28 protein-coding genes and 1 riboswitch are annotated in these 26,072 nt (G+C 34.7%); of the genes, 26 read left to right on the top strand and 2 right to left on the bottom strand.

What is annotated here, in order from left to right:
- Positions 1 to 50 precede the first annotated feature (50 nt).
- The 19 genes from MWH25_RS04015 to nth all read left to right on the top strand — a co-directional run bounded on the left by MWH25_RS04015 (position 51) and on the right by nth (position 19,423).
- Positions 51 to 536 (top strand): protease complex subunit PrcB family protein, encoded by a 486-nt coding sequence (locus MWH25_RS04015; protein WP_248626119.1) that lies wholly within the window; start codon positions 51 to 53, stop codon positions 534 to 536.
- Positions 537 to 796: 260 nt separating this feature from the next.
- Entirely contained in the window at positions 797 to 3,031 is a 2,235-nt protein-coding gene (priA, locus tag MWH25_RS04010) for a primosomal protein N' (RefSeq protein ID WP_248626117.1), read from the top strand.
- 176 nt (positions 3,032 to 3,207) lie between these two features.
- Positions 3,208 to 3,642, top strand: a complete 435-nt coding sequence (def, locus tag MWH25_RS04005; protein WP_248626115.1) for a peptide deformylase — start codon at positions 3,208 to 3,210, stop codon at positions 3,640 to 3,642.
- A 272-nt stretch (positions 3,643 to 3,914) separates the two neighbouring features.
- Entirely contained in the window at positions 3,915 to 4,856 is a 942-nt protein-coding gene (fmt, locus tag MWH25_RS04000) for a methionyl-tRNA formyltransferase (RefSeq protein ID WP_248626113.1), read from the top strand.
- Between the two features lie 2 nt (positions 4,857 to 4,858).
- Positions 4,859 to 5,638 carry a DUF116 domain-containing protein gene (locus tag MWH25_RS03995; RefSeq protein ID WP_248626111.1) on the top strand — a complete coding sequence of 260 codons (780 nt, stop codon included), beginning with the start codon at positions 4,859 to 4,861 and terminating at the stop codon, positions 5,636 to 5,638.
- A gap of 366 nt (positions 5,639 to 6,004) precedes the next feature.
- Positions 6,005 to 6,700 (top strand): zinc metallopeptidase, encoded by a 696-nt coding sequence (locus MWH25_RS03990; RefSeq protein ID WP_248626109.1) that lies wholly within the window; start codon positions 6,005 to 6,007, stop codon positions 6,698 to 6,700.
- A gap of 27 nt (positions 6,701 to 6,727) precedes the next feature.
- Complete coding sequence (locus MWH25_RS03985) at positions 6,728 to 7,387, top strand: DUF6391 domain-containing protein (RefSeq protein ID WP_248626107.1); 660 nt, start codon at positions 6,728 to 6,730, stop codon at positions 7,385 to 7,387.
- A gap of 12 nt (positions 7,388 to 7,399) precedes the next feature.
- The gene (gene rsmB, locus MWH25_RS03980; protein ID WP_248626104.1) at positions 7,400 to 8,737 is read left to right on the top strand and encodes a 16S rRNA (cytosine(967)-C(5))-methyltransferase RsmB; all 1,338 of its coding nucleotides are present in this window, start codon (positions 7,400 to 7,402) and stop codon (positions 8,735 to 8,737) included.
- 46 nt (positions 8,738 to 8,783) lie between these two features.
- A complete protein-coding gene (gene rlmN, locus MWH25_RS03975) occupies positions 8,784 to 9,815 on the top strand; it encodes a dual-specificity RNA methyltransferase RlmN (RefSeq protein ID WP_248626102.1) in 1,032 nt (343 codons plus the stop codon).
- On the top strand, positions 9,816 to 10,310 hold the full coding sequence (locus MWH25_RS03970; protein WP_248626100.1) for an FHA domain-containing protein: 495 nt from the start codon (positions 9,816 to 9,818) through the stop codon (positions 10,308 to 10,310). It abuts the gene before it with no gap.
- 4 nt (positions 10,311 to 10,314) lie between these two features.
- Positions 10,315 to 11,031 carry a Stp1/IreP family PP2C-type Ser/Thr phosphatase gene (locus tag MWH25_RS03965; protein ID WP_248626098.1) on the top strand — a complete coding sequence of 239 codons (717 nt, stop codon included), beginning with the start codon at positions 10,315 to 10,317 and terminating at the stop codon, positions 11,029 to 11,031.
- 27 nt (positions 11,032 to 11,058) lie between these two features.
- The gene (gene pknB, locus MWH25_RS03960) at positions 11,059 to 13,011 is read left to right on the top strand and encodes a Stk1 family PASTA domain-containing Ser/Thr kinase (RefSeq protein WP_248626096.1); all 1,953 of its coding nucleotides are present in this window, start codon (positions 11,059 to 11,061) and stop codon (positions 13,009 to 13,011) included.
- Positions 13,012 to 13,225: 214 nt separating this feature from the next.
- Positions 13,226 to 14,107: a ribosome small subunit-dependent GTPase A gene (rsgA, locus tag MWH25_RS03955; RefSeq protein ID WP_248626094.1), complete on the top strand. Its 882-nt coding sequence runs from the start codon at positions 13,226 to 13,228 to the stop codon at positions 14,105 to 14,107.
- Between the two features lie 7 nt (positions 14,108 to 14,114).
- Positions 14,115 to 14,765: a ribulose-phosphate 3-epimerase gene (gene rpe / locus MWH25_RS03950; protein WP_248626092.1), complete on the top strand. Its 651-nt coding sequence runs from the start codon at positions 14,115 to 14,117 to the stop codon at positions 14,763 to 14,765.
- A gap of 132 nt (positions 14,766 to 14,897) precedes the next feature.
- Positions 14,898 to 15,015: riboswitch (FMN riboswitch) on the top strand.
- 135 nt (positions 15,016 to 15,150) lie between these two features.
- Positions 15,151 to 16,245 carry a bifunctional diaminohydroxyphosphoribosylaminopyrimidine deaminase/5-amino-6-(5-phosphoribosylamino)uracil reductase RibD gene (gene ribD, locus MWH25_RS03945; RefSeq protein ID WP_248626090.1) on the top strand — a complete coding sequence of 365 codons (1,095 nt, stop codon included), beginning with the start codon at positions 15,151 to 15,153 and terminating at the stop codon, positions 16,243 to 16,245.
- A gap of 28 nt (positions 16,246 to 16,273) precedes the next feature.
- Positions 16,274 to 16,936, top strand: a complete 663-nt coding sequence (locus MWH25_RS03940; protein WP_248626088.1) for a riboflavin synthase — start codon at positions 16,274 to 16,276, stop codon at positions 16,934 to 16,936.
- A 52-nt stretch (positions 16,937 to 16,988) separates the two neighbouring features.
- Positions 16,989 to 18,191 (top strand): bifunctional 3,4-dihydroxy-2-butanone-4-phosphate synthase/GTP cyclohydrolase II, encoded by a 1,203-nt coding sequence (locus MWH25_RS03935; protein ID WP_248626086.1) that lies wholly within the window; start codon positions 16,989 to 16,991, stop codon positions 18,189 to 18,191.
- Positions 18,192 to 18,226: 35 nt separating this feature from the next.
- A complete protein-coding gene (gene ribH / locus MWH25_RS03930) occupies positions 18,227 to 18,700 on the top strand; it encodes a 6,7-dimethyl-8-ribityllumazine synthase (RefSeq protein ID WP_248626083.1) in 474 nt (157 codons plus the stop codon).
- A gap of 75 nt (positions 18,701 to 18,775) precedes the next feature.
- Positions 18,776 to 19,423, top strand: a complete 648-nt coding sequence (gene nth, locus MWH25_RS03925; protein ID WP_248626079.1) for an endonuclease III — start codon at positions 18,776 to 18,778, stop codon at positions 19,421 to 19,423.
- Here the strand turns inward: nth and MWH25_RS03920 are convergent.
- Together MWH25_RS03920 and fliK are read right to left on the bottom strand one after the other, a co-directional pair.
- Positions 19,399 to 19,689: an EscU/YscU/HrcU family type III secretion system export apparatus switch protein gene (locus MWH25_RS03920; protein WP_428832792.1), complete on the bottom strand. Its 291-nt coding sequence runs from the start codon at positions 19,687 to 19,689 to the stop codon at positions 19,399 to 19,401. The two genes, nth and MWH25_RS03920, sit on opposite strands and share 25 nt — an antisense overlap.
- Before the next feature lie 4 nt (positions 19,690 to 19,693).
- Entirely contained in the window at positions 19,694 to 20,794 is a 1,101-nt protein-coding gene (gene fliK / locus MWH25_RS03915; protein ID WP_248626073.1) for a flagellar hook-length control protein FliK, read from the bottom strand.
- A gap of 249 nt (positions 20,795 to 21,043) precedes the next feature.
- On the opposite strand from fliK, the gene MWH25_RS03910 reads away from it, so the two are divergent.
- From MWH25_RS03910 to pyrR, 7 genes are all read left to right on the top strand, one after another.
- Entirely contained in the window at positions 21,044 to 21,619 is a 576-nt protein-coding gene (locus tag MWH25_RS03910; protein ID WP_248626071.1) for a coiled-coil domain-containing protein, read from the top strand.
- A gap of 325 nt (positions 21,620 to 21,944) precedes the next feature.
- A complete protein-coding gene (locus MWH25_RS03905; protein ID WP_248626069.1) occupies positions 21,945 to 22,283 on the top strand; it encodes a DUF5665 domain-containing protein in 339 nt (112 codons plus the stop codon).
- A 12-nt stretch (positions 22,284 to 22,295) separates the two neighbouring features.
- Complete coding sequence (locus MWH25_RS03900; RefSeq protein WP_248626066.1) at positions 22,296 to 22,823, top strand: nitroreductase family protein; 528 nt, start codon at positions 22,296 to 22,298, stop codon at positions 22,821 to 22,823.
- A 12-nt stretch (positions 22,824 to 22,835) separates the two neighbouring features.
- A complete protein-coding gene (locus MWH25_RS03895) occupies positions 22,836 to 23,537 on the top strand; it encodes a TraR/DksA C4-type zinc finger protein (protein ID WP_248626064.1) in 702 nt (233 codons plus the stop codon).
- 95 nt (positions 23,538 to 23,632) lie between these two features.
- The gene (gene lspA, locus MWH25_RS03890; RefSeq protein ID WP_248626059.1) at positions 23,633 to 24,070 is read left to right on the top strand and encodes a signal peptidase II; all 438 of its coding nucleotides are present in this window, start codon (positions 23,633 to 23,635) and stop codon (positions 24,068 to 24,070) included.
- A 24-nt stretch (positions 24,071 to 24,094) separates the two neighbouring features.
- Positions 24,095 to 25,009, top strand: a complete 915-nt coding sequence (locus tag MWH25_RS03885; RefSeq protein WP_248626057.1) for an RluA family pseudouridine synthase — start codon at positions 24,095 to 24,097, stop codon at positions 25,007 to 25,009.
- Between the two features lie 246 nt (positions 25,010 to 25,255).
- Positions 25,256 to 25,807 (top strand): bifunctional pyr operon transcriptional regulator/uracil phosphoribosyltransferase PyrR, encoded by a 552-nt coding sequence (pyrR, locus tag MWH25_RS03880; protein ID WP_248626055.1) that lies wholly within the window; start codon positions 25,256 to 25,258, stop codon positions 25,805 to 25,807.
- The last annotated feature ends 265 nt before the right edge of the window (positions 25,808 to 26,072 follow it).

Here is a 26,072-nt window from a genome sequence, read left to right as displayed (position 1 = left end):
AATTCTAAATTGTACATTGTAAATTACTTAATGCAGAAGGGAAGAGTCTGATGAAATTAAAAGTAGCAATTTTATTAGCAGTATTGATGCTAGTACTTGTTGGTTGTAATCAGCGTTTGCTTGAAGCAGGAGATCTAATTTATGAAGCACCTGAAGAGTTAACAGGTGAATGGCAGCGGGCTGAATATCCTGAAGGTAGTCAGTTTTTATTGATCGATGAGCAAGAAGTTGAATTGTGGGCCAATAAAGTTAGAGGTCTTGAAGATTTTGAGTTTGACTACGGGTCAGCAGTTTATGTAGGTTTAGGAGAACGCCCAACTGGAGGCTACGGTATTCAGATTAATCAGATTAGACGGGAAGATGATATTTTAATTGTGGTAGTTAAGGCAAGAGGGCCAGCTCCTACAGATATGGTAACGCAAGCAATTACTTATCCGCATGATCTTGTGCAATTAGAAGAGGAAGAAGTAGCTGGAGTAAAGCAGGTAATCTTTATTGACCAAGAAGGAGAGAAGATTAAGCTTCAGAAGTTATAGAATTTTATTTAGTTGATAAAAAGATCTCTGCTAAGCAGAGATCTTTTTGAGTTGAGGTTTAATTACAATAAAACTTCAGCTTATAGTTGATAATTGATAATTGAGAGTTGAAGATTAAGCCCATAAATTCAAAGGTTTTGAAGGTTTTTAACTATCAATTAGGTAGTGAATAGAGGAATATAAAGCTAGGTCTTGAATAATAATATTGATAAACATGGTTTGTTTTTGGAAAAGTTTGGTTAATAATAGGTGGGATAATAATGAAGAAGTACGTTAAGGTGGCAGTTGATTTACCGGTTAAGCAGGTTAATAAACCGTTTACTTATCATTTGCCAGAAGAGTTAGAAGGTGAGGTAGAGGCTGGTCATAAAGTAAAGATTCCATTTGGGAATCGACGAATAGAAGGTTATGTATTAGGAAAAACTAACGAAGTTGATTTTGAAACAAAACCGATTTTAGAGCTAGCTAGTCCTTATAGATTATTTAATCAGGAATTATTAAGAGTGGCTCGTTGGATGGCTAAGTATTATCAATGTTATTTGATTACTGCGTTGAAAGCAATTGTTCCTAGTGGTGAACAAAAGATTAAGACCAAGCGGGTTGTAAGGTTGGCCCAATCATTAGAGAAGACAGGGCAGATAATCGAACAGATTCAAAGTAGAGCTCCTAAGCAAGCAGCGATTTTGTCTTATTTACTTGAGCATCCTGATGCTAATTTAATTATGACTGAATTGGCAGGAGCGGTTGATACGACTTCTGGGACTGTGAGGAGATTAAAAGAAAAAGGATTTATTTCTTATCAGTGGCTGGAGGTAAAACGGAATCCTTATCAAACTACTGACTTTGTTCAGACAGAGCCGTTAGAGCCGACTGCTGAACAGAGCTTAGCAATTGAAGAGATTTCTACTGCATTAGCTGAAGCTAATGCTAAAACTTTTTTATTGAAAGGTATTACGGGGAGTGGTAAGACAGAAGTTTATTTGCAGGTGATTGCTCAGGCTTTAACAAAGGGTCAAGAAGCAATCGTCTTAGTTCCTGAGATCTCCTTGACTCCTCAAACAATTGCTCGATTTAAAGGGAGATTTGGAGAGCAAGTAGCAGTTTTACATAGCCAATTATCGACTGGAGAGAGATTCGATGAATGGAGAAAGATTAAGGCTGGAGAGGTTAAGATAGCAGTAGGAGCTCGCTCAGCTGTTTTTGCTCCTTTTGAAGATTTAGGGATAATTATTATTGATGAAGAGCATGAGACAAGCTATAAACAGGGAGAACATCCTAAATATCATGCTCGAGAGGTAGCAGTCAAGAGAGCAGAGTTGAATGGAGCAGTAACGATCTTAGGAACTGCTACTCCTTCTTTAGAAGCATATTATAGAACTCAAGCTGGTGATTATCAACTGTTGGGTTTATCAACAAGAATAGATGATCGACCTCTGCCACCAGTAGAAGTAGTAGATATGAGAGAAGAGCTAAAAGATGATAATAGAAGTATGTTCAGTAGGCTGTTGCAAGAGAAGTTGGCCCAAATGTTAGAGCAAAATGAGCAGAGTATTATCTTTCTTAACCGACGGGGATTTTCTACCTTTGTGCAGTGTAGAGAATGTGGATATGTCATGGAATGTGAAGCCTGTGATGTATCCTTGACTTATCATGCTCAATCTAATCTATTACAGTGCCATTATTGTGATCATAAAGAGAGGAATCCGGATATTTGTCCTGAGTGTGAAAGTAGATATATCAAGTATTTTGGTTTAGGAACAGAAAAGGTAGAAGAACAATTACAAGAATTACTTCCTGAAGCCAATATCTTACGGATGGATGTTGATACGACTCGGCGTAAGGGCTCTTATCAGAGGATCTTATCAGACTTTAAAACAGGAAAAGCTGATATTTTATTAGGAACCCAGATGGTAGCTAAAGGTCATGACTTTTCGAATGTGACTTTAGTAGGTGTCATCACCGCTGATACTTCTTTGAACTTCCCTGATTTTAGAGCTGGTGAGAGAACCTTTCAGTTATTGACTCAGGTTGCAGGAAGAACAGGTCGCGGGGATAAAGCAGGAGAGGTGGTAGTGCAAAGTTATACTCCCGAGCATTATAGTATTCAGTTGGCTAAGGAGCATGATTATGAAAGCTTTTATAATTATGAAATAGAACAGAGAAAGGCCTGTCTATATCCACCTTATAGTCATCTGGTTAATATTATTGTAGCTAGCGAAGAAGAAGAGCGGGTAATTAAGATTGCTAATCAATTAGGGGTAATTATTAATTCATATTTGCATAACCTAGATAGTGAGGAGGTAATGCTATTAGGGCCAGTTCCAGCACCATTATCTAAGTTAAAAGGTGAATTTAGGTGGCAGTTGATTTTGAAGGGAACTGAATTAGAAGATTTACGGCAGGTTAATGAAGAGAGTTTAGAACAGTTAAAAGAGGAAGAAAGTGTGGAAACTGTAAGGGTAAGTGTTGATGTTGACCCAATAGGGATGTTATAATATAAGTTAGGGCTACGATATTGTGTCACTTTCGTGCCACAATATAGTTGACAGTTTATAGTGTACAGTTTACAGTTGAGTTCAAAGTCAAAAATAAGAGTAAGTTGTTTTTAAGGTGTTAACTGTCAACTGTCAACTGTAAATTGTAAACTATTTATATACCGAGGGGGATGAGAATGGCAATTTTAAATATTAGAGAGTTAGGAGATCCAGTTTTACGAACTGAAGCTAAGAAAGTAGAAGAGATTACAGCTAAAACAGCTAAATTACTTGATGATATGGTTGAAACAATGTATGATGCACAAGGGGTAGGTTTAGCTGCTCCACAAATAGGCATTTCTAAGCAGATTATTGTAATAGATATCGGTCAAGGAGTGATTGAATTAATTAATCCTGAAATTGTGGAAAGCTCGGATAGGACTTATATCGATCAAGAGGGTTGTTTGAGTATTCCAGAGCAGAGTGGCGATGTAGAACGGGCTTATCAGGTTAAGGTTGAGGCTTTAAATCGTGATGGGGAAGAGATAGAGCTTGAGGGTAAGGGCTTGTTGGCCCGAGTTTTACAGCATGAAATTGATCATTTAGCTGGAAAGTTATTTATTGACTATTAATTATAGTTTTTGTAAGTTTTCTCAGCCAAAAGGAGATATTGGAAGATTTAGTATTTAGTCTCAGGATACCCTGCAACTATTGATGGTTTAAGTGTTTGTGGTTTTATGATTTTGAATTTAATTGTCAATTGTACGCTAAGACGGGGTGCAGAGAACTTTAGTTATCTGCGAAGCATTCTAATAATAGGATTTAATTTAGAAATGGTTTTTATTACGGAAAGTCTGATAAGACTTGTAGGGAGAGCACTATTTGTTAATTCGGAGGGGATATAATGGACATTGTATTTATGGGAACACCTGATTTCGCTGTTCCAGCACTGGAGGCACTAGTGAAAGCAGAAGCTATCGAAGTGCAAGGGGTAATCAGTCAGCCGGATAGAAGAAGAGGACGAGGTCAGAAGTTACAGCCGACATCTGTTAAAGAGAAGGCTTTAGAATATGATTTAGAGGTCTTTCAACCAGAAGATATTGCAGATGGAGTGGTGAAATTGAAAGAATGGGCTCCAGAGGTAATTGCTGTTGTTGCTTATGGACAGCTTTTGCCTGAAGAGGTTTTAAACTTACCGCAGTATGGCTGTATTAACTTACATTCGTCTTTATTGCCTAAGTATCGAGGGGCTGCTCCAATTCATCGAGCAATTTTGAATGGAGATCAAATCACAGGTGTGACGACAATGAAGCTGGAGCAAGGAATGGATACAGGAGATATGATCTTACAACACGAGGTAGAGATTACTGCTGAAGATACTGTTGGTAGCTTACATGATAGATTAGCTTTAGTTGGAGGAGAGTTACTGGTTGAAACATTAGTAGCAATTGCAGATGGTTCAGTCTCTTATCAGGAACAAGATGATGCAGCAGCAACTTATGCTGCTAAGGTAGATAAGAAAGAGGGAGAGGTTGACTGGGGCCAAAGTGCAGAAGAGATTTGGAATTTGATTAGAGGGTTCAACCCTTGGCCGGGAGCCTATACTTATTATCAGGGCCAATTATTAAAGCTATGGGCATCTCAAGTAGTTGATCAAGAAAAAGTAAATCAGGAAGTAGAAGCAGGAACTGTTATTGAATTGGATCATGATTTAGGAATTGTTGTTCAAACCGGTCAGGGTCAACTAGTACTGACAGAGCTACAACCAGCCAGTAAACAGAGAATGTCAGCGACAGATTATCTACTAGGATATGATATTGAAATAGGAAGTAAGTTAGGGGATTAGTAATGACAGAATCTAAAGGGCTATTTATTGGATTATTATTACTATCATTGGTTGTAGTAGGAGTCTTAGTAAGTGGGATCTGGTATTTGAACTTCTTTGGCTTTAATTTATTAAGTTATGGGGTATTATTGGTGATAAGTCTTGTCTTATCAGGAATTTCTTTGATCTTAATCTTAGGGATTATAGGTATTTTAGCCACGATCAAATTGCAACGACCGATAAAATGCTTATTTATACCGATTAAGCTGGTAATTGCTTACTTTTTACCGGTTGTTATTCAGCTAGGTGCTTTCTTAGGATTTGATAAGGAAGAGATTCAGTCTTCTTTTATTAAGATGAGCAATCAATTGATCAATCCTGACGAGATTGAAGTTAATGCTTGGGAGATATTGATTTTATTACCCCATTGTATTCAATTAGCAGATTGTAATTTTAGAGTAACTAGTGACCTTGATAATTGCCAAAGGTGTGGTCGTTGCCAAGTAGATGATTTGATTGGATTACAGGAGAAGTATGGAGTCAATTTAGCAATTGCTACAGGAGGAACTTTGGCCCGTAAGATTATCAAGGAAACAAGACCGCAAACTATTATAGCTGTTGCCTGTGAGCGGGATTTAAGTACAGGGATTCAAGATGTTTATCCGATGCCAGTAATGGGTGTAGTCAATTTAAGGCCGAATGGCCCCTGTATTAATACAGGCGTAGAGATAGACAAGATAGAAGAAGCGATTGAGAATTTGATCTATAAAGAGCCGATTGGGGAAAAAGCAATGAATAGTTAATAATTAATATTGAATAATTTAATATTGAATAATGAGAAAACCTAAAATCAAATGATAGAAAAAATCTAAGAGCCGATTTTTCATTACGAAGGGTTCGAAAAATCTGGAAGTAGAAGCAAGAAATAAATGTACAGTTAAGAATTATTGAATGTTTTTCGTTTTTTCGTAGGGGCAGGTCTCTGTGCCTGCTCATGTTAAATCACGGGCGACCACGGAGAGTCGCCCCTACTACAACAACACATTCTTTCACGAATGAAAAGTGAAGCTTTATATCAATTATTAAGTGTTTTTGATTTTAATGGTGTTAATTTATGAATTATTAAATATTCAATATAAAATGTTAAATAGCTAAGAGGGGTGATTTAAATGCCATTTTTCTTTTTTGATCCGACGATGATTATTGTGCTTCCTGCTATTTTAATCGCAATGTATGCTCAATTTAAGGTCAAATCTACCTTTAATAAATATTTAAATGTTAGAGCCAAGACCAATAAGACCGGCGGAGATGTTGCTCGGGAAATATTACAACGGGAAGGTATTCATGGTGTCAGCGTCCAGAAAACTCAAGGGAAGTTATCTGATCATTATGATCCTCGTTCCAAGACTGTTAGATTATCGCCTGATGTCTATAATGGAAATTCATTGGCATCTTTAGGGGTAGCAGCTCATGAAGTAGGCCATGCAATTCAGCATGCTGTTAATTATGCACCTTTAAATATTAGACATTCTTTATTTCCAGCAGCTAATTTTGGTTCACGAGTTGGGCCAATGTTAGCAGTTTTTGGATTTATATTCTTCAGATCGGAGTTTATAGTTACATTGGGGATTATCTTTTTTGCAGCAGCAGTCTTATTTCAGATTGTAACATTACCTGTTGAATTTAATGCCAGTAGTCGAGCTATGAAGCTGTTACAGCGGAATCAATATTTAGGTCGGGAAGAGGTTAGAGGGACTAAGAAGGTTTTAAATGCAGCAGCTCTAACTTATGTAGCAGCTACACTGGTTTCAATAGGTCATTTAATTAGATTATTAGTGATGCGTGGTATGTTAAATAATGATTAATATGTTCGATTAAAGGACTGATTAAAGATGTTTTATTATCTATTGCTTTTTTTATTATTTCCTATTCTTTCTTTTATCTTTTTAGCGGTTATTATCATTCCCTATAAATTTACCATTGATTCAGTTATTACATTATTATTAGTACCTAAGCAGATTATTAAGATAGCTACTAATTCAAGACTGAGACAGAATCATTCCTTAGAGCATGCTACGATTAATGTCTTAGAAGAGAAGTATGGTTGTCGAGCTTTATCAGGTTGGGCTAAGGAAGGTGGATTCTATATTAATGGGGTGGTCAATCCTCTCTTGATAAAACAGGCAGCTCAGGAGGGGTTGGCCCGTCTACAACAAGGAGAAACTGAGTTGGTCGTCCATAGAAGATGTGGAACCAGTATGGCGGTGGCTAATATTTTAGCATCGATTATTTTTTTGTTTTTATTAGTGCAGACAGGACATTTTAATATATTATATGTTCTGTTAGCGATAGTTGTAGCTAATCTGGTTGGCCCAGGATTAGGTGTGTTTGTACAAAGAAGATTGACTACATCTACACAGGTGGAGCAAATAGTAATAGATGGTATTCAACTGGTAAATCATTACAATAACTCATTTTTTGGATTTAATTTGTTCAGAAAACAAAAATTATTTGTAAGGACTAAAGAATTAAAAATCTATCACGATTATTAATGGAGGCTAAAGATGAATAATGCACGCCAGTTAGCTTTAAAAGCAATTTATCGTATTAATGAAAAAGAAGGTTACTCTAACTTGGTTGTCAATAATTTATTAAATCAATCTCAGTTGGATAAGCGAGATCGAAGCTTGGCTACTCAGTTAATCTATGGTACGATTAGAATGAGAAATAGCCTTGATTGGGTTATTAATCAAGTTGCTAATCGAAAAGTTAAAGAGATGACCCCTTGGGTGCGGAATGCTTTACGATTAGGAGTCTATCAGATTAAATTTCTAGATCGGATTCCTGCTCCAGCTGCTTGTAATGAAACGGTTGAAGTGGCGAAAGGTCATTGTAATCGAGGAGCAGTTAAGTTTATTAACGGTGTCTTACGCAATATTATTCGTAAATTAGATCAGATAGATTATCCTGACCAGCAAGAACAACCGGTGCAACATATTAGATATAAGTACTCTCAACCACAGTGGTTAGTTGAACGATGGGTTAAAAGGTTTGGCAAGGAAAAGACAATTGAGATCTGTAAAAGTTTAAATCAAGTTCCACCAACGGTAGTCAGAACCAATACACTACGATTAACAAGAGAAGAGTTGTTAGCTGATTTGGCAGCAGAAGAGGCTCAGGCAGAAGAGATTAAGCTGTTGCCAGAAGCAGTTGAATTGATTGATTATCCAGCAATGGAAAGGCTAACTACTTTTCAGGAAGGTAAATTTCAGGTGCAAGGATTTAGTTCAATGTTAGTAGGACATATTCTAGCACCTGCTGCAGATAATCTAGTGGTCGATCTCTGTGGAGCACCAGGGGGGAAGGCGACACACTTGGCCCAGTTGATGAATAATCGTGGTAAAATTTATGCCATCGATATTCACCAACATAAATTAGAATTAATTAAAGAAAATTGTGAACGGTTAGGTATTGAAAATATAGAAACTATCCGTCAAGATGGTCGGGAAGTCAGTTTTGAGGAAGAAGTAGATCAGGTATTGATTGATGCTCCTTGTTCAGGGTTAGGAATTATAAGCAAAAAGCCAGAGATTAGATGGCAGAAGAAGCCACAGGACTTAAAAACTCTACAACAATTACAGTTAGAATTATTAGCTAATACAGCTGAGTTTCTGAAATCTGGAGGAGAGTTGGTTTATAGTACATGCACCTTTACTAAGCAAGAAAATCAAGAAGTAATTGCTAAGTTTTTGGAAGAGTTCACCTCTTTTTCAATAATTGATTTAACAGAGCAAGCAGTTGAATTAGGATTAGAAGGATATTTAAGTGATGGGTGTTTACAATTGTTGCCTGATCAAGAATTATTAGAAGGATTTTTTATAGCTAAATTAGTTAAAAATTAATTTTATCTATTGAAGAGAATTAATATTAAATGAGAGGGAGTAAGTAATGACAGATAGGATAGCACTAGTTGGAAAGACAATAGCAGAATTAGAGGAATTGATGACAGATTTAGATCAACCCAGTTTTAGAGTTAAACAGCTCTTTAATTGGATTTATAATCAAAAAGTAGCTCAAGTTACTGAGATGAAGAATTTACCTAAAGAGTTGAGAAACAAGTTGCAGCAGGTTGCTAAAATAGAAGAATTTACAGTACTTAATCGACAAGTATCTGAGGATGGGACTGAGAAGTATCTTTTTAAATTAGCAGATGGAGAGAAGATTGAGACGGTTTATCTTCCTAACCAAGATGGAAGAAAGAGCCTTTGTATTTCTAGTCAGGTTGGTTGTGCGATGGGATGTAATTTCTGTGCTACAGGTTTACAAGGCTTAAGCCGTAATTTAACCGCAGGAGAGATTGTTAACCAGATTCTGATGCTAGAGAGATTGAAAGAAGAGCGGATTAGCAATGTAGTTTTGATGGGAATGGGGGAACCGTTAGCCAATTATGCTCAGGTCTTAAAAGCTATTAGGTTAATTAATCATGAAGCAGGACTGAATATTGGTAGTAGAAAGATTACGCTGTCTACTTGTGGTTTAGCTCCTGAGATTAAACAGCTAGCAGATGAAGAACTTCAACTGACATTAGCTATTTCATTACATGCACCTACTGATCAATTACGTAGTCAGATGATGCCGATCAATCAACGTTATCCTTTAAAGGATTTATTAGCAGCATGTGATTATTATATTAAACAGACTGGGCGACGGGTCAGTTTTGAGTATGCTTTAGTAGAGGGAGTTAATGATTCTCAAGATTTAGCTCGCAAGTTAGCCACTTTATTATCAGGTGTATTGGCCCATGTTAATTTAATTCCAATCAATCCGGTACAAGAATTTGAGTATAATAAGCCTCATAGAAAGGCAATTAAAATGTTTAAAGAGCAATTAGAAATGAAGAATATTCCTGTAACAGTAAGGGTAGAGCGTGGAGCTGATATTGATGCTGCTTGTGGACAACTGAAGGCTAAGGAGGATTAAATGAAGATGGGTTTGCGAACTAAACTGAGTAAAAAGATTAAAGCAGTTTTTTCTGATCAAGGAGTAAAAGAGGAAACTAGTACTAGTATTCAAGATACTAAAGATGATGGAACAAAAGTATTTAGTTCTAGTGAAGAGTTTAAAGTTGATACTTGTCAGGAAGTAAATTCTACTCGTAAAATAATTCCGGTTTCTCGCAAGCAATGTTGCCTTAAATTACTTAAGGGAGAGCATCAACAAGAAGAATTTATTCTTGGTTCGATAGAAACGAATATTGGTCGACAAAAAACCAATGAAATTGTGTTACCTGATCTTAGTGTTTCTAGGGTACATGCTCAAATAGTTACTAAAAAACACTATTATTTGATTAAAGATTTAAATAGTACGAATGGGTTACGGGTTAATGGTGAATTGGTTAAAGAGAAAAAACTTTTTGATCAAGATATAATCAGTTTAGGAGATATTGATCTGAAGTTTTCTTTGAATTTGGAGTAAAGAGGTGAGGAGTTTGAACTATGGAGTAATTTCAGACTGCGGTAAAGTTAGGACTGAAAATGAAGATAATCATTTGGCATTAGTTAAAGATGAGCTGACTTTGCTGGTTGTAGCAGATGGAATGGGAGGTCATAATTCTGGTGCTTTGGCCAGTACATTAGCTATTGAAGCAATTAAGGATTATCAATTCAGTATTGATAACCCAGTACAAGATATAAAAGATTTAATTTGGCATGCTAATCAATGTATTTATCAGAAAAGTAAAGAAAAAGAAGAATATCATGGAATGGGAACTACCTTGACTTTAGGGGTTATCAAGGATAGAATATTAACGATTGGTCATATTGGTGATACTAGAGCTTATTTGTTTAGAGATGGTGATTTATGTCAGGTTACCCAGGATCATTCTATGGTTGAGGAGTTAATTAGGAAGGATATTATTACTCCAGAAGAGGCTAAAAATCATCCACAAAAAAATATATTGACTAATGCTTTAGGGGTAGAAAAAGATGTAAAGAAGGATTTAATTGAAGTAGAATTAGAGGAGCAAGATCTAATCTTGTTCTGTTCTGATGGATTGACCAACATGGTCTCTGATAAAAAATTAGCAGAGATATTAGCTAAACCGATTAATTTACAACAGAAAGCTGAAACATTAGTTGAATTGGCTAATCAACGAGGTGGTCGCGATAATATTACCGTAATTATTTATGCAGTATAATTAAGTTAAAGGTTTTGAGGTGACATTATGATTGGGAAAGTGCTTAATGATAGATATGAATTAATTGAGAAGATTGGCACAGGTGGAATGGCTATTGTTTATTTGGCCCATGATAAATTATTAGGTAGAGAAGTAGCGGTTAAAGTTTTACAGCCTCAATTTGCTGATGATGTAGCTGCTGTAAAACGATTTAGGCATGAAGCTCAAGCGGTTGCTAGCTTTTCCCATGAGAATATTGTTAATATTTATGATATAGCTAAAGATGGTGATTTTCAGTATATAATCATGGAACATGTAGAAGGAAAAAATTTAAAAGAAAAGCTTAAAACAGCTGGTAAATTAGAGGTTGAAGAAGCGGTTGAAATAGTACAGGAAGTCTGTCAAGCTTTGATTACGGCACATCGGAATAATATTGTTCATTGTGATATTAAACCACACAATATTTTATTGACTTCTGCTGGCAAAGTTAAAGTAACTGATTTTGGAATTGCTCAAGCAATAACTGCAGCAACGATGGTTCAGACTGAATCAATTGTAGGATCAGCTCATTATCTTTCTCCAGAGCAAGCTAAAGGCAGTAAGATTACTATGAGATCTGATATTTATTCGTTAGGAATTGTTCTGTATGAATTAGTTACAGGGGAACTTCCTTTTAAGGGGGATACTTCTGTATCTGTAGCATTGAAACATATTGAGCAGGAAGTTACTCCTCCTCAAAAACTTAATCCTGATTTGCCTCAGCAGCTAGCTAATATTATTTTAAAAGCTATTGCTAAAGAGCCAGCTGAAAGATATAATTCAGCTGTTGAAATGTTAAAGGATCTACGGGAGGTTAGTCGTCAGCTTGATCTGCAACAGGAGACTGCTGATCAAAAGACAATGGTTATTTCTAAGCAAGAACAACAGCAAACCAAGGTTATTTCTAGAGCTGAACAGGAGCTTAATGAAGAAGAAGTAACCAAAATAGATTCTGGAGGATTGAAAGGTATGAGTGCAGAAAAAGATAAAGAATCTAATAACCAACCGAGAAAATCTAGTAGAAAGAAGCTAGTTGTTGGAGTAGGGGTTATATTATTAGTGTTTTTAACCGTAATGGGTTTAGGTTATTATTTCTTAGAGCAGTATATGGCTGTTGATGATGTTGAAGTACCAAATTTGAGGGGAGAACATGTAGATATAGCTCGAGAGCAGTTAGAGGAGCTAGGTTTAAATTTAGAAGTTTATTACAAAAGTCATAGCAATGAAATTGCTGAAGAGCATATTATTTCACAAAGTCCTGAGCCTAATAGAATAGTTAAGGAAAATCGGGTAATTAGTGTGGTAACAAGTAAAGGGGCACAGATGGTTGAAGTTCCAGAGCTAGTTGGGGGTACTTTACGAGAAGCTAGAGTGGAATTAAACAGGAGTAATTTAGAGGTAGGAGAACTGGATTATGAGTATAGCGATCAAGTTCTTGAAGATGAGATTATTTCTCAAGAACCTGGGATTGCAGAAGAGGTAAAGATGAATACGGAGGTTGATTTGGTAATCAGTCAAGGTCGAGAACCTGAGCAGGTAGTTGTGCCTGAAGTAGTAGGGTTACGCCAAGAAGAAGCAGAACAGAGATTACAAGATCGAAATCTGATTATTGGACGGACGATTGAAAGGGAGAGTCTTAATTATCGTCAAGATCGGATTATAGCTCAAGATCCAGAATCTGGAGAGGAACTAACAGAAGGTGCAACGGTAGATTTGATTGTAAGTTCAGGAATTAGAAATGTAGAAGGAGCTGAAATAAAGACTTCACAAGTTAGAACATTTATCCCACCTGGTCCTGAGAGAGAAGTCAAAATTACGGTTGAAGATAATAATGGAAAACGGGTTGTTTATGAAGAGGTTCATCAAGCTAACGCTCGAATTGGTGAGGAAGTAATTACGGTTGGTTCAGCTGTGATTAAAATTTATTTTGATGGTCAATTGAATTATGAAAAGAGATTGTAACTTCAATTGATAATTGATAGTTTAAAATTGATAGTTAAAACCCAAAATCTACCCTTTTTAAAATCTTTATAATTAAGGAGTAATGTGTTTTTTATGTTTTATGGTTTTTAACTATTCTTACGGGTCTTTATTAAGACCCTCCATGAAACCCACAAAAATCGTATCCACTATCAATTATCAATTATAAACTGCAAATAATAAAGGGAGAGTGGTTATGAGAGAAGGAAGAGTTTTAAAAGCATTTGGTGGTTATTTCTTTGTTTATGATTTTGAAAGCAAAGAAGTATATCGCTGTAAGATTAGAGGGAAATTAAAAAATGAGGGTTCTGATGTAATTACCGGTGACTTAGTCAAGTTTGATTTATTGGATGATGGGAGTGGCGTTGTAGAAGAAAGGTTGGAGAGGAAGAATTCTTTATTTCGTCCTGTGATTGCTAATATTGATCAGGTGATTATTACTTTTGCTATTGTAGAGCCAGATTTAGATTTTAAACTATTAGATCGGTTATTGGTATTAGCAGAGATAGCTGATTTAGAAGTAACTATTTGTATTAATAAAGTTGAATTATCATCTTTGGAAGTGGCTAGAGAGCAACTTCTTCCTTATCAAAAAATTGGCTATCGAGTAATTTATACTAGTGCTAAGGAAGGAATAGGCTTAGATGATTTAGTAGAAGCTTTAAAAGATAATGTATCTGTCTTTGCTGGTCCTTCTGGAGTGGGTAAATCAAGCCTGTTAAATGCTATTCAAGCGGGTTTAGAATTAAAAGTTGGAGAAATAAGTCAACGAATAAAGAGAGGTAAACATACAACTAGGCATGTAGAGTTGTTGAGTTTAGATACTGGAGGCTGGGTAGCCGATACTCCAGGTTTCAGTTCGCTTGATTTGAGTTTTATTACTGCTGAAGGGTTACAGTATTTCTTTCCTGAACTAATTGATTATTTAAGTCAATGTAAGTTCAACCCTTGTTCACATAGCCATGAACCACAGTGTGCAGTTAAAGAGGCAGTAGAAAAGGAAGAGATTACAGCAGAGCGTTATCAAAATTATCTAAAATTTTTAGCAGAAATTGAAAATAAAAAGAAGAGTTGGTGATTTAAAAATGATTAAAGTAGCACCATCAATATTATCAGCAGATTTCAGTAGATTAGAAGAAGAAATAAAGACTGTACAAGAAGCAGAGTATTTACATATTGATGTAATGGATGGACATTTTGTGCCTAATATTACGATTGGCCCGTTGGTTTTAGATGCAATTCAAGATAAGACAGAACAAGTATTGGATGTTCACTTAATGATTGAAAGTCCAGATTGTTATATCTCTGAGTTTGTTAAAGCAGGAGCAGAGATCATTACTGTTCATGCTGAAGCTTGTCCACATTTACATCGGACTATTCAAAATATAAAACAAGAAGGAGTTAAGGCAGCAGTTGCTTTAAATCCAGCTACACCATTAAGTACTATAGAATATGTACTTGATGAATTAGATATGGTATTATTAATGACAGTTAATCCTGGTTTTGGTGGGCAGTCCTTTATTTCTGAAGTATTACCTAAAATTGAGCGGTTAAGAAATCAGATTGAAGAGCGAGAGTTAGAAGTTGATATTCAAGTAGATGGGGGAATTAAGCCTAATACAACAGCAGTAGATGCTGTTAAAGCTGGGGCCAACATTTTGGTAGCAGGTTCAGCAGTTTTTGGAGTTGAGGATAGAGGACAAGCAATTACTGAACTTAAAATCAGTGCTGAATAAATAATAAGTAATTTCTCATTTATAGCTGAGGATTAACAATCAGGTATATTTTTGATAAATTATTTTCATTTAGCCAAATTTTTATTTGATTTATTTTTTAGTTCGTAGTATAATAAGAAACAGAAAATAAAATAGCTTCTTCGGGAACAGGTGAAATTCCTAACCGGCGGTGATAGTCCGCGAGCTTAGATAAGCTGATTTGGTGAAATTCCAAAGCCGACAGTTATAGTCTGGATGAGAGGGGAAGGATTAGAAATTAGTATCCTGCTAGTGGGTATTTAAAGTTCTCGGAGTTTACTTCTGGGGACTTTTTTGTTATTAATAATTGATGAAAGTTAATTAAAAGCTGTTAACTGATTGTAAATTAGAATGGAAGGTGAAAGTAGTGAGCAAAAGAGATTATATGAGTTTAGCGTTAGATTTAGCAAAAAGAGCATTAGGGAGAACTAGTCCTAATCCTCTAGTTGGAGCGGTGATTGTTAAAGAGGGAGAAGTAATAGGAACAGGGTTTCATCATTATGCAGGTGGTTTTCATGCTGAGGTTAATGTATTAAAGGATGTTGGTGAAGAGGCTAAAGGAGCTACAATGTATGTTACATTGGAACCATGTTCTCATTATGGTAAAACCCCACCGTGTGCTAAATTTATTATTGAATCTGGAATAAAAAAGGTAATTATAGCTATGAAAGATCCAAATCCTAAAGTAGCAGGTAAGGGCATTGAGATGTTAGAAACTGCTGGGGTAGAGACTGAAGTGGGTTTGTTAAAAGAAGAAGCAGCTAAATTAAATGAAGATTATATTAAATATATGAAGACTAACACCCCTTTTGTTATTTTGAAGAATGCTATGACCTTAGATGGGAAGATTGCTACTAAAAAAGGAGATTCTAAATGGATTACAGGGGAAGAATCTAGAGCATTTGTTCATCAGTTGAGAGATCAAGTTGATGGAATTTTAGTAGGAATAGGTACAGCTTTAGCAGATAACCCTCGATTAACGACTAGATTACCTGAAGGTGGAGAAGATGCTATTAGAATTGTATTAGATGGTAAATTAAGAATTCCATTAGATGCCAATTTAGTTATTCAAAAATCTTCTGCACCTACAATAATTGCAACTACTGAACAAGCTGATCAAGTCAAAAAAATAAAGCTGAAAGAGGCTGGAGTAGAGATAATTGAAGCAGGAACCGACAATAGAGTTGATTTAGAAAAATTATTAGACGAATTAGGAAAAAGAGAATTAATAAGCTTACTAGTCGAAGGAGGAAGCCAGGTGAATTCTTCTTTCTTAGAAGCTAAACTTGTTGATAAATTATATTATTTTATTGCTCCCAAAATCATTGGAGGAAAAGAAGCGATACCTGTAGTAGCTGGTACAGGAGTAGATAAAATTGAAGCAGGGATTGGAATTGATCAGTTACAGCATAAAAGAGTTGGTGATGATATTTTAATAATAGGCTATCCTAAATATGAGTGAGTAACTAGCTATTAAGAGGAGGTCAAAGATGTTTACTGGAATTGTTGAGGAAATTGGAAAGGTTAAAAAAATTGAGCGAGGAAGTAATTCAATTGCTTTAACTATTCAAGCTAACAAGGTATTAGAGGATGTAAAATTAGGAGATAGTATTGCTACAAATGGTGTTTGTTTGACTGTAACAGATTTCAAGGAAACTGAATTTACAGTTGATGTAATGCCTGAAACTTTAAGAAAGTCGAGTCTGGTAGATTTGAAAATAGGTCAGGAAGTTAATTTAGAGCGTGCATTGCGAGTTGGAGACCGCTTAGGTGGACATTTGGTCTCAGGTCATATAGATGGAGTAGGGATTATTAAGGCTAAAAAGAGGGAAGATAATGCAGTAGTAGTAACTATAACACCTCCGTCAAAAATTTTGAAATATATTATCTCTAAAGGTTCTATTACTATAGATGGAGTCAGTTTGACTGTAGCTAAATTGGAAACTAACAGCTTTAATATTTCTTTAATTCCACATACAGCTCAAATTACAATTTTAGATAAGAAGGGCATAGGTGATAAGGTTAATTTAGAAGTCGATTTAATAGGTAAGTATGTGGAAAGAATGATGGAATTTGCTGAGGAAGATTCAGAAGGATCGGATTCTAATATAAATATGAAGATGTTGAAAGATAAAGGGTTTTTATTTGCATAGCTGCAGTTGATTATTAAACACTAAATATTAAATAAATTGAGGAGTGATTAAAATGGATTTTCATTCAATTGAAGCAGCGATTGAAGATATTAAACAGGGAAAGATGATAATAGTTGTTGATGATGAAGCTCGAGAAAATGAAGGTGATTTATTGATGGCTGCTGAAAAAGTAACACCAGAAAGTATTAATTTTATGGCAACTCATGGTAAGGGGCTGATCTGTCTACCCCTTACAGGAAAGCGTGTTAAAGAGTTAGAGCTTGAACAAATGGTTCAAGAGAATACTGATAGCCACGAAACTGCTTTTACAGTTTCTATTGATCATAAAGATACTACAACAGGAATTTCTGCCTTTGAAAGGGCCAAAACGGTTGCAGAGGTTGTTAATCCTGAAGTGAAAGCAACTGATTTTGCTCGTCCTGGTCATATTTTCCCTTTAAAAGCTAAAGAAGGTGGGGTTTTGAGAAGGGCTGGACATACAGAGGCAGCAGTAGACTTGGCTAAATTGGCTGGTTTATATCCTGCAGGTGTTATCTGTGAGATTATGTCTGATGATGGGACGATGGCTCGGGTGCCGGAATTAAAGGAGTTTGCTAAAGAGCATGATCTTAAAATGATTACCATTAAAGATTTAATTGAATATAAGGTCAAAAAAGATAATCTAGTTCACCGTGTAGCAGAGATTGAATTACCGTCTAAGTTTGGTGAGTTTAAAGCAGTAGGGTATGAGACTGATGTTGATGATAAATGCCATGTAGCTATTATTAAGGGAGATATTGAAGAAGCAGAAAATGTTTTAGTTAGAGTCCATTCAGAATGCTTAACAGGAGATGTATTAGGTTCTTTGCGGTGTGATTGTCGTGATCAATTAGGAGTAGCTTTAGAAAGGATTGAAGAAGAAGGAGTAGGAGTTGTCCTCTATATGAGACAAGAAGGTAGAGGGATTGGCTTGGCTAACAAGTTAAAGGCATACCAATTACAAGATGAAGGCAAGGATACAGTTGAAGCAAATCGAGAACTTGGATTTGATGATGATATGAGGGATTATGGAGTTGGAGCACAAATCTTATCAGATTTAGGGTTAAATAAGATTCAATTAATGACAAATAACCCACGTAAAATAGTAGGTTTAGAGGGGTATGGTTTAGAAGTAACTGAGAGAGTAGCACATCAAATAGAACCAAATGTAGTGAATAAGTATTATCTAGAGACTAAGAAAGAAAAGTTAGGACATATGCTAGAAAATAATTTTTAAAGTTAGGTTTATAAACTAGAGGAGGTTATACAATAATGCAAACATTAGGAAAAGTTTATGAAGGTAAATTATTAGGTGAAGGATTAAAGTTTGGAATTGTATTAGGGAGATTTAATGAATTTATCTCTACTAAGTTATTGAGTGGGGCTTTAGATGCACTGAAACGACATGGTGTTAAAGAGAATGATATTGAAGTAGCATGGGTACCAGGAGCTTTTGAAATTCCATTAGTTGCCAAAAAGATGGCTAAAAGTGATAAGTACGATGCAGTTATCTGTTTAGGTGCTGTAATTAGAGGAGCTACACCTCATTTTGATTATGTCTGTTCTGAAGTTTCTAAAGGGATTGCTAAGGTCAGTTTAGAAGATGAGCTACCGGTTATGTTTGGAGTAATTACCACTGATACTATTGAACAAGCTATTGAGCGAGCAGGTACTAAAGCAGGAAATAAAGGTTGGGAAGCTGCTGTTGGAGCTTTAGAGATGGCTAATTTAGTTGAAGGGTTTTAATGAAATACAACTTATATAGCTAAAAAGAAGGTTATCCTAGGATAACCTTCTTTTTAGCTGTGAAAGGAGATGAATATGAAACAATTAAAGACTACTGCAGAAGCTTGTAAAATAATAAAGATACTAGAAGAAAATTATCCGGAACCTGAAACTGAATTAAATTATACTAATCCTGTTGAATTATTAATTGCAGTTATTTTATCTGCTCAATCGACGGACAAACAAGTTAATAAGGTTACAGAAAAATTATTTAAAAAATATAAGGGGCCAGATGACTTTGCTAACTTAACGGTAGAAGAATTAGCAACCGAAATTAGAGGAGTTGGACTTTATCGTAATAAGAGCAAGTATATTATTAAAACCTGTCAGATGCTACTTGATAACTATGAAGGGCAGGTACCCCAGACTAGAGAAGAGTTAATGAAATTAGCAGGCGTAGGGCGTAAGACGGCCAATGTAGTGGTCAGTTCAATATTTGGGGTAGATGCAATTGCAGTTGATACTCATGTCTTTAGGGTCTCCAACCGAATTGGTTTGGCTGCTAGTGATAAAATAGATCAAGTAGAGCAGGATTTAATGGAGGTTATTCCTAAAAATTTATGGTCTGCTGCTCATCAGTGGCTTATATTTCATGGACGTAATCTATGTAAAGCTAGAAGACCTAACTGTTCAGAGTGTCCAATAATCGAACATTGTGATTATGCTAAATCCTCTAAATCATAGATGAAACTGAGTATTTCAGCAACTACTTGGTATAGTTCTTCAGGAATCTCTTCTCCTAAGTTTAGTTGCAACAAGATCTTAACGAGATCTTGATCTTCTGTAATTGGAATATCAGATTCTTGAGCCTGTTTAATTATCTGCTGGGCCAATTCCTTTTTGCCTTTAGCAATTACAGTTGGAGCTGAATCTTGCTGTGGATTATACTTTAATGCTACTGCTTCTTTTTTCTCTGAACTGCTTTTTTTATTGGAATTCAATTTATTCACACCCCTAAATTGTTAAATTAATGGTTGTTAACTTTGGTTGTTGGGTTGGATTTGAGTTAGCAGTGGTAAAGTTAGAAGTCAAGGATCTTACTTGGTAGCTATTATTTTCTAATTGAACTTTGAATTTATCCAAGCGTTTATTAATCAACTCTACAGTTTCAGGTTGATCACTTTTAAATTGGCCCCAGATTTTTTTATCTTCAATTTTAATAGATGCCTTAATTAAACCTAATTTTTCAGTTTCAAGGTGGATAGAGAAAGTTAAAGGATTATTAGTATTGTTGGAATTTTGTTGATGCTCTTTTGTATTTTCTTTATTGATCTTAATCTGAGCTAAAGTTAGATTATTTTGAAGTAATATTGGTAAAAAAATTGAAACATTATCATTTAAGTGATTAATAGCTTGTAAACTGGTCAGTTGTTTAAGTAGTCTTCCTCCTTCATTTATCGTTTCAGAAGAAGATTGAGTAAATTTAAATAAAGATTTTAATAAGTTAGCTGTGTGATCATTATTTAAGTGCAGATTAGTAATAGAATTTGATATGCTTTTAGAGCTTAGATTATCAGCGGAAATAATAGTTTCTTCTAATAGGTTTTTGGTTTTTTTGGCTAGAATATCAATTTTTATTGTTTGATTGTTTTTTTCTGAATTATTATGCTCCTTTTCTAAAAAATTAAAATCTGAGTCAGTTTGATTAAGTTGTTTTAATAATTTTATAAAGCTGTTTTTTAAATTGTTTGTTAAGTTGATTTGATCCTTGAATAAATTATAAAACTTATCATTGAGAGGAAATTTGAGTTCTTTTAATAAGAGAGCAGTTTTAATTTTATCGGTCAAATTTTGATTTTTTGTTTCTGTAAATTGAGTTAAAAATTGATTCAGTCTTATAATTGATTCTTTCTTTAGGGGGGAATTTAATCTTAATAATTCTTGAATAATAACTTTATTTAACTTATTATTTTCTAAAGATAAATGAGTTATTATTTCTGATGTTGTTAAATTTTTTAGCGTAATTTTTTTGGTTTTTTTGTCAATTAAATTTGACTTTTTGCTGTAATTTGGGTTATACTGTTTTAGTGTTGATGTTTCTTTGATTTTAGTCATAGAACTCACTCCATTCTTTAAACTATTTAATTAATAGGTTTCTTTTTTCATAAAGATAAACCTGCTTACTTTTCAAAACAATTAAGATCTTGCAGGTGCTGGGAATATCATTTTTAAATTTTTAGTAAGGTGTATTAGTTCAAGGTGTTTCATAGTCAATAGTTATTTTTGTATTAAAAGCGTAGATAATGACTACTAATGAAAATTTATTCCATGGAATCCTTGAGTTTTAATAAAGGAGTTGATTTAATGTCTGTAGTAGGTAGATACAAGGAATTTAAAATCAGTGATTGTGATATAAAGAATTTATTTTTGACACTAGGATGTATAGTAATTAGAAACTATTCAAAAATGATCTTAAAATACGATGATCAATTAACTCCTGAGATAAAAAAAACTTTGACACTAGTAATTAATAACTTACAAATCTGTACTCAATTACAGAATAGAATCTTTGCTTTAAGAGAAAGAATTAATGAAGTAAATTCGAAATTAGATGAATTGTCTCAATGTCAAGCTGACTTGAAGACAGAATTACAGGGGCAACAAAAAAGATTTAATAAATCATTGAGTAAAAAGGAAGAAAAATTATCTCAATTAAATCGGGAGAATATTAATTCATTATTGAAAATGGGGAAGTTATTTTATCAGTATAAAGTATTGAATGAAAAGGAAGAATTTGTTCAATTATATAATAGGCTTGATTTTTTATTAGATGGTGAAGATGCAATAGTTGAAGGAGGTGGATTATTAGGTGATAATTTAGATAAGAAGCAGGCTAAACTTTATAATCTATTACAACCTTATCCTAGTTTCTTGGCTTAATTGATTGTTCTATGTTAGGTAAAATATTCATGGTATCAGAAAACCTTAATCGTACAGTCTACGAGTCTTAAAAAACAAGACTCTTCGTGAAATATATATAAACTATATCTACCGTAGGGTGTACAGGATTTCAATCAGAATTATCTTAATTTTATCAATATTAATCAAAATACAATTGAGCGACATAAACAAAAGTGAATCTGAAGTAGAACTTGATTAGCTTCAAATTTAAAGAATTAACCTAAAGTTGCCAAATGGCAGCTCTTTTTTTTTGTATTTTAAACTTGATTTTGGGATAGATTAATACTAGTAAGGGGGAAGATTAATGGGAGAAGATTCTTCTAAGAATTTAATCCAAAAAATTAAAGATGAAGAAGAAGTAAATGAGAGAACCATTGATAAACTAGAAAGATTGATTGGGAAGTTTATTGTGAATGCCGAGAAGATGCAGATGGCTGAATATATAGAGTTATTTAATTCACCTAGGCGATTAATTTATATTAATTTTGTAGCTGGATTGGCTCGGGGATTTGGAATTGCAATTGGATTGACTTTATTAGGAGCAATCTTTCTTTCAATTTTGTATAGACTGGCAGAGTTGAATCTTCCCTTGATTGGAGAGTATATAGCACAGTTGGTCAGAATAGTACAACAACATTTGTAAAGGAGGCTTAAGATGGCTAAAGATGTGATTCAAACAATTAAGGATCGAGCAAGTATTAGAGCTTATCAAGCACAAGAAGTTCCCGATGAAACCTTAGAAAAGATATTAGAAGCAGCTCATCTAGCACCGAGTGCAGGAAATATTCAACCGTGGGAGTTTTATGTGATCAAAAATCAGGCCAAGATCGAAAAGTTAGCCGAAATTGCTTATGGGCAGGAATGGATGACTCAAGCACCGATAGTAGTTGTGGTCTGTACTAATCCAGATTTATCAGCAGCTAAATATGGTCAGCGCGGAGAAGAGTTATATGCTCTTCAAGATACTTCAGCTGCTATTGAGAATATGTTATTAGCAGCTGAAGCTTATGATTTAGGAAGTTGTTGGATTGGAGCTTTTGATGAACAACAAGTAAAAGAAGTATTAGAGTTACCAGCAGAGTTAATTCCACTTGCTTTTGTAACGATTGGTTATCCACAAGGTGATCAAGAAGAGGTTAGACCGCAAAAAGAATTAGATAAAGTTACTACCATTATTAATTAAGGCGGGAAAGATATGAAAAATTTAAAGTATTATAAGCAGAAATTAATTGAAGAAAAGAAAGATTTATTAGACGAAGTAGCTGATTTTGATAATAGAGGTTATGAAGGGCTAGATCATAATGTGCGAGAGTCGACAGGGGAGTTATCAAATTATGATAACCACCCTGCTGATGGAGGAACTGATACCTTTGATCGTAGTAAGGATTTGGGATTGAAGGATAATGATCGAATAATACTCAAGATGATTGATGATGCTTTGGAAAAGGTTGAATCAGGTGGATATGGTTTATGTGATGCTTGTCAACAAGAGATTGATCCTGAACGTTTGGAGGTTATGCCCTATAGTACTTTTTGTTATAAATGCAAAACAAAGGTTGAAGAAGTGGTACCTGACGATGTAGAGCGACCGATGGAAGAGGACTTATTAGGAGAGTTGCATGGTAGGATGCAGATGAATTTAGATTATGAAGATAGTGTAATCTATGATGGTGAGGATACTTGGCAGGAGTTGGCCCAATATGGAACGTCAAATACTCCATCAGATGTGCTTGGAGCACATAATAATGATGATAGCTACCTTAATGCTGATGAAGAAGTAGGTCTGGTAGGCTGGGGTGAAGATATTATTGATCAAGAAGCAAGTAATTTTACTGAACAGTTTGAGGATGAAGAGTCTCACTTGACAGGGCAAAGAAGGAGAGATGATAGAGAGTAGGCATTTGCTTACTCTCTTGTTTTTTTATATTATATATGCTAAAATATAATAGGTTAAATTAAGAAGTAATAATTTTAAGGGCTGGAGTGAATGGAATGGAAGTATTGATTAGCTTATTATTAACAGTAATTTTGGATCAAGGAACAAAGTATTTAGTTATGGAAAATTTAGATTTATATCAATCAATTCCAATAATTGAGGATATATTTCATTTGACGTATATTCGTAATCAAGGAGCTGCTTTTGGAATTTTACAAGGAAGAGTAACTTTTTTAATTATAGTTACTGTGTTAGCTATAATTTTATTGATTGTTTTTTATAATGAGTTACCTGTAGATAATAGATTTAATCGTCTTATTTTAGGATTAGGAATTGGTGGTGCATTAGGAAATTTAATTGATCGAGTTAGATTAGGTTATGTAGTTGATTTTTTCGATTTTAGGGTCTGGCCTGTTTTTAATATTGCAGATGTAGCAATTGTTATAACAGTCTCTATTTTCAGTTATTGGGTTGTAGTAATTGAAGGTAAATAATATTTAACTAGATGGAGTGGTATTATGTCTAAGAAAAAAAAGTTTAATGTGACAGTTAATCAAGCAGATTTACGAATTGATAAGTTTTTGGCCACTAGAAATGAAGAGTTATCAAGAAGTTACATTCAAGATTTGATAGCGGATGATCAGATTACTGTTAATGGTAAAGAGGTTAAAAAGAGTTATCAAGTACAGCCAGAAGATGAGATAGAACTATCTTTTCCTCAAGCTAAAGAAGTTGAATTAAAGGCTGAAAATATTTCGCTAGAAGTTATTTATGAAGATCAAGATTTAATCGTTATTAATAAGCAACCGGATTTGGTAGTTCATCCTACACCTCATTATAAAACTGGTACTTTAGTACATGCTTTATTATACCATTGTGATAATTTATCTGGAATCAATGGGGAGATCAGACCTGGAATTGTTCATCGATTAGATAAAGATACTTCAGGTGCAATTGTAGCTGCTAAGAATGATACTGCCCATGTTAATTTAGTACAACAATTTGAGAAGAGGGAGACTAAAAAAATATATCAAGTCTTGGTAGAAGGTCAGGTTAAGCATAATCAAGGCAAGATAGATGCAGCAATTGGACGTGATCCTAAAGATAGAAAGAAGATGGCTGTGACTAGTAAAAATAGTAAGAAGGCAGTTTCAAAGTTTAAGGTGTTGACTAGATATCAAGATTATACCTTGGTAGAAGTAGAGATTAAGACTGGTCGAACTCATCAAATTAGGTTACATATGGATTATATGGGTTATCCAGTAGTTGGCGATCAATTATATGGGTCTGAGCAAAATGAGTTAGGGGCCAAGCGTCAATTGCTACATTCAACTAGATTAGGGTTTTATCACCCTCGTACGAAAGATTGGAGAGAATTTGCAGCACCTATTTGGAAAGATATGAAAAAAATATTAGATGAACTAGAAGAATAAGATTAATTGTTAAAATTCATTGACAAATTAAGTTTTATCTGATAAAATTCCAATGAAAAGTGAATATAAGCACCTTTAAATTAGTTCAGCGAGACTAGTAAGGGGAATTTAGTCACTAGGTAGGGATTAATCTACGTAGTGGTTCTTGAATAAATTTAGTCAAACTCCTTGCTGGAAAAGGAGTTTTTTTGTTTTATTATTAAAATTTGTTGATTAACTGTTTGAAATAATTTGGTTGAGGGAGGAATGGTAGTGGAGTTAAGGGTGAAAAAGGAATTAATTGATCAGGATGGAATTAGGCGGGCTTTGATGAGAATTTCCCATGAGATTATTGAAAAGAATGAAGGGCTTGATGATATAGTAGTGATTGGGATTCGGACTCGAGGAGTATCACTAGCTGATAGAATTGCTGCTAAATTGAAAGAGATTGAAGGACAAGAGGTACAGACTGGTATTTTAGATATTACACTTTATCGAGATGACTTGACTACTATAGCCAATCAACCAATTGTTCATCAGACTGAAATTCCTTTTGATATTACAGATAAGAAGATTATTTTAGTAGATGATGTGTTATATACTGGTCGAACAGTTCGTTCTGCTTTAGATGCTTTGATGGACTTAGGACGTCCTAAGAATATTCAGTTGGCTATCTTAGTTGACCGGGGGCATCGTGAACTACCCATTAGAGCTGATTATGTTGGTAAGAACCTACCAACTTCTAACCAAGAGGTTATCGATGTTGATTTAGAGGAAGTGGATGGAAGAGACCTTGTTATTTTAAAAGAGTATGTCTAATAGAAAATTAAATAATAAAGTCCCTTTTAAGTTAGTCCCGTGAGGCTAATAAGGGGAGTTGATGGAGTTACATAGATAATTTTTCTATGGATTTATTGACCTCCTTTATGCCGGTTTGGGCTAAGGAGGTTTTTGTTATTTATAAATTATCCGCGTTTATTTTGATATTATAGGGATTCGAAGTGAAGTTTTATTACAATTATGGTGTGATCTGTTGCGATATGAAAAGTATCGCCTAGTATTGTGAAGACAATCTACAATAACT

The organism is Natroniella acetigena (assembly GCF_023227745.1).
GTDB classification, from domain to species: domain Bacteria; phylum Bacillota; class Halanaerobiia; order Halobacteroidales; family Halobacteroidaceae; genus Natroniella; species Natroniella acetigena.
The sequence above is the reverse complement of the archived record's forward strand: the minus strand, read 5'-3'. Positions and strand labels throughout refer to the sequence as shown.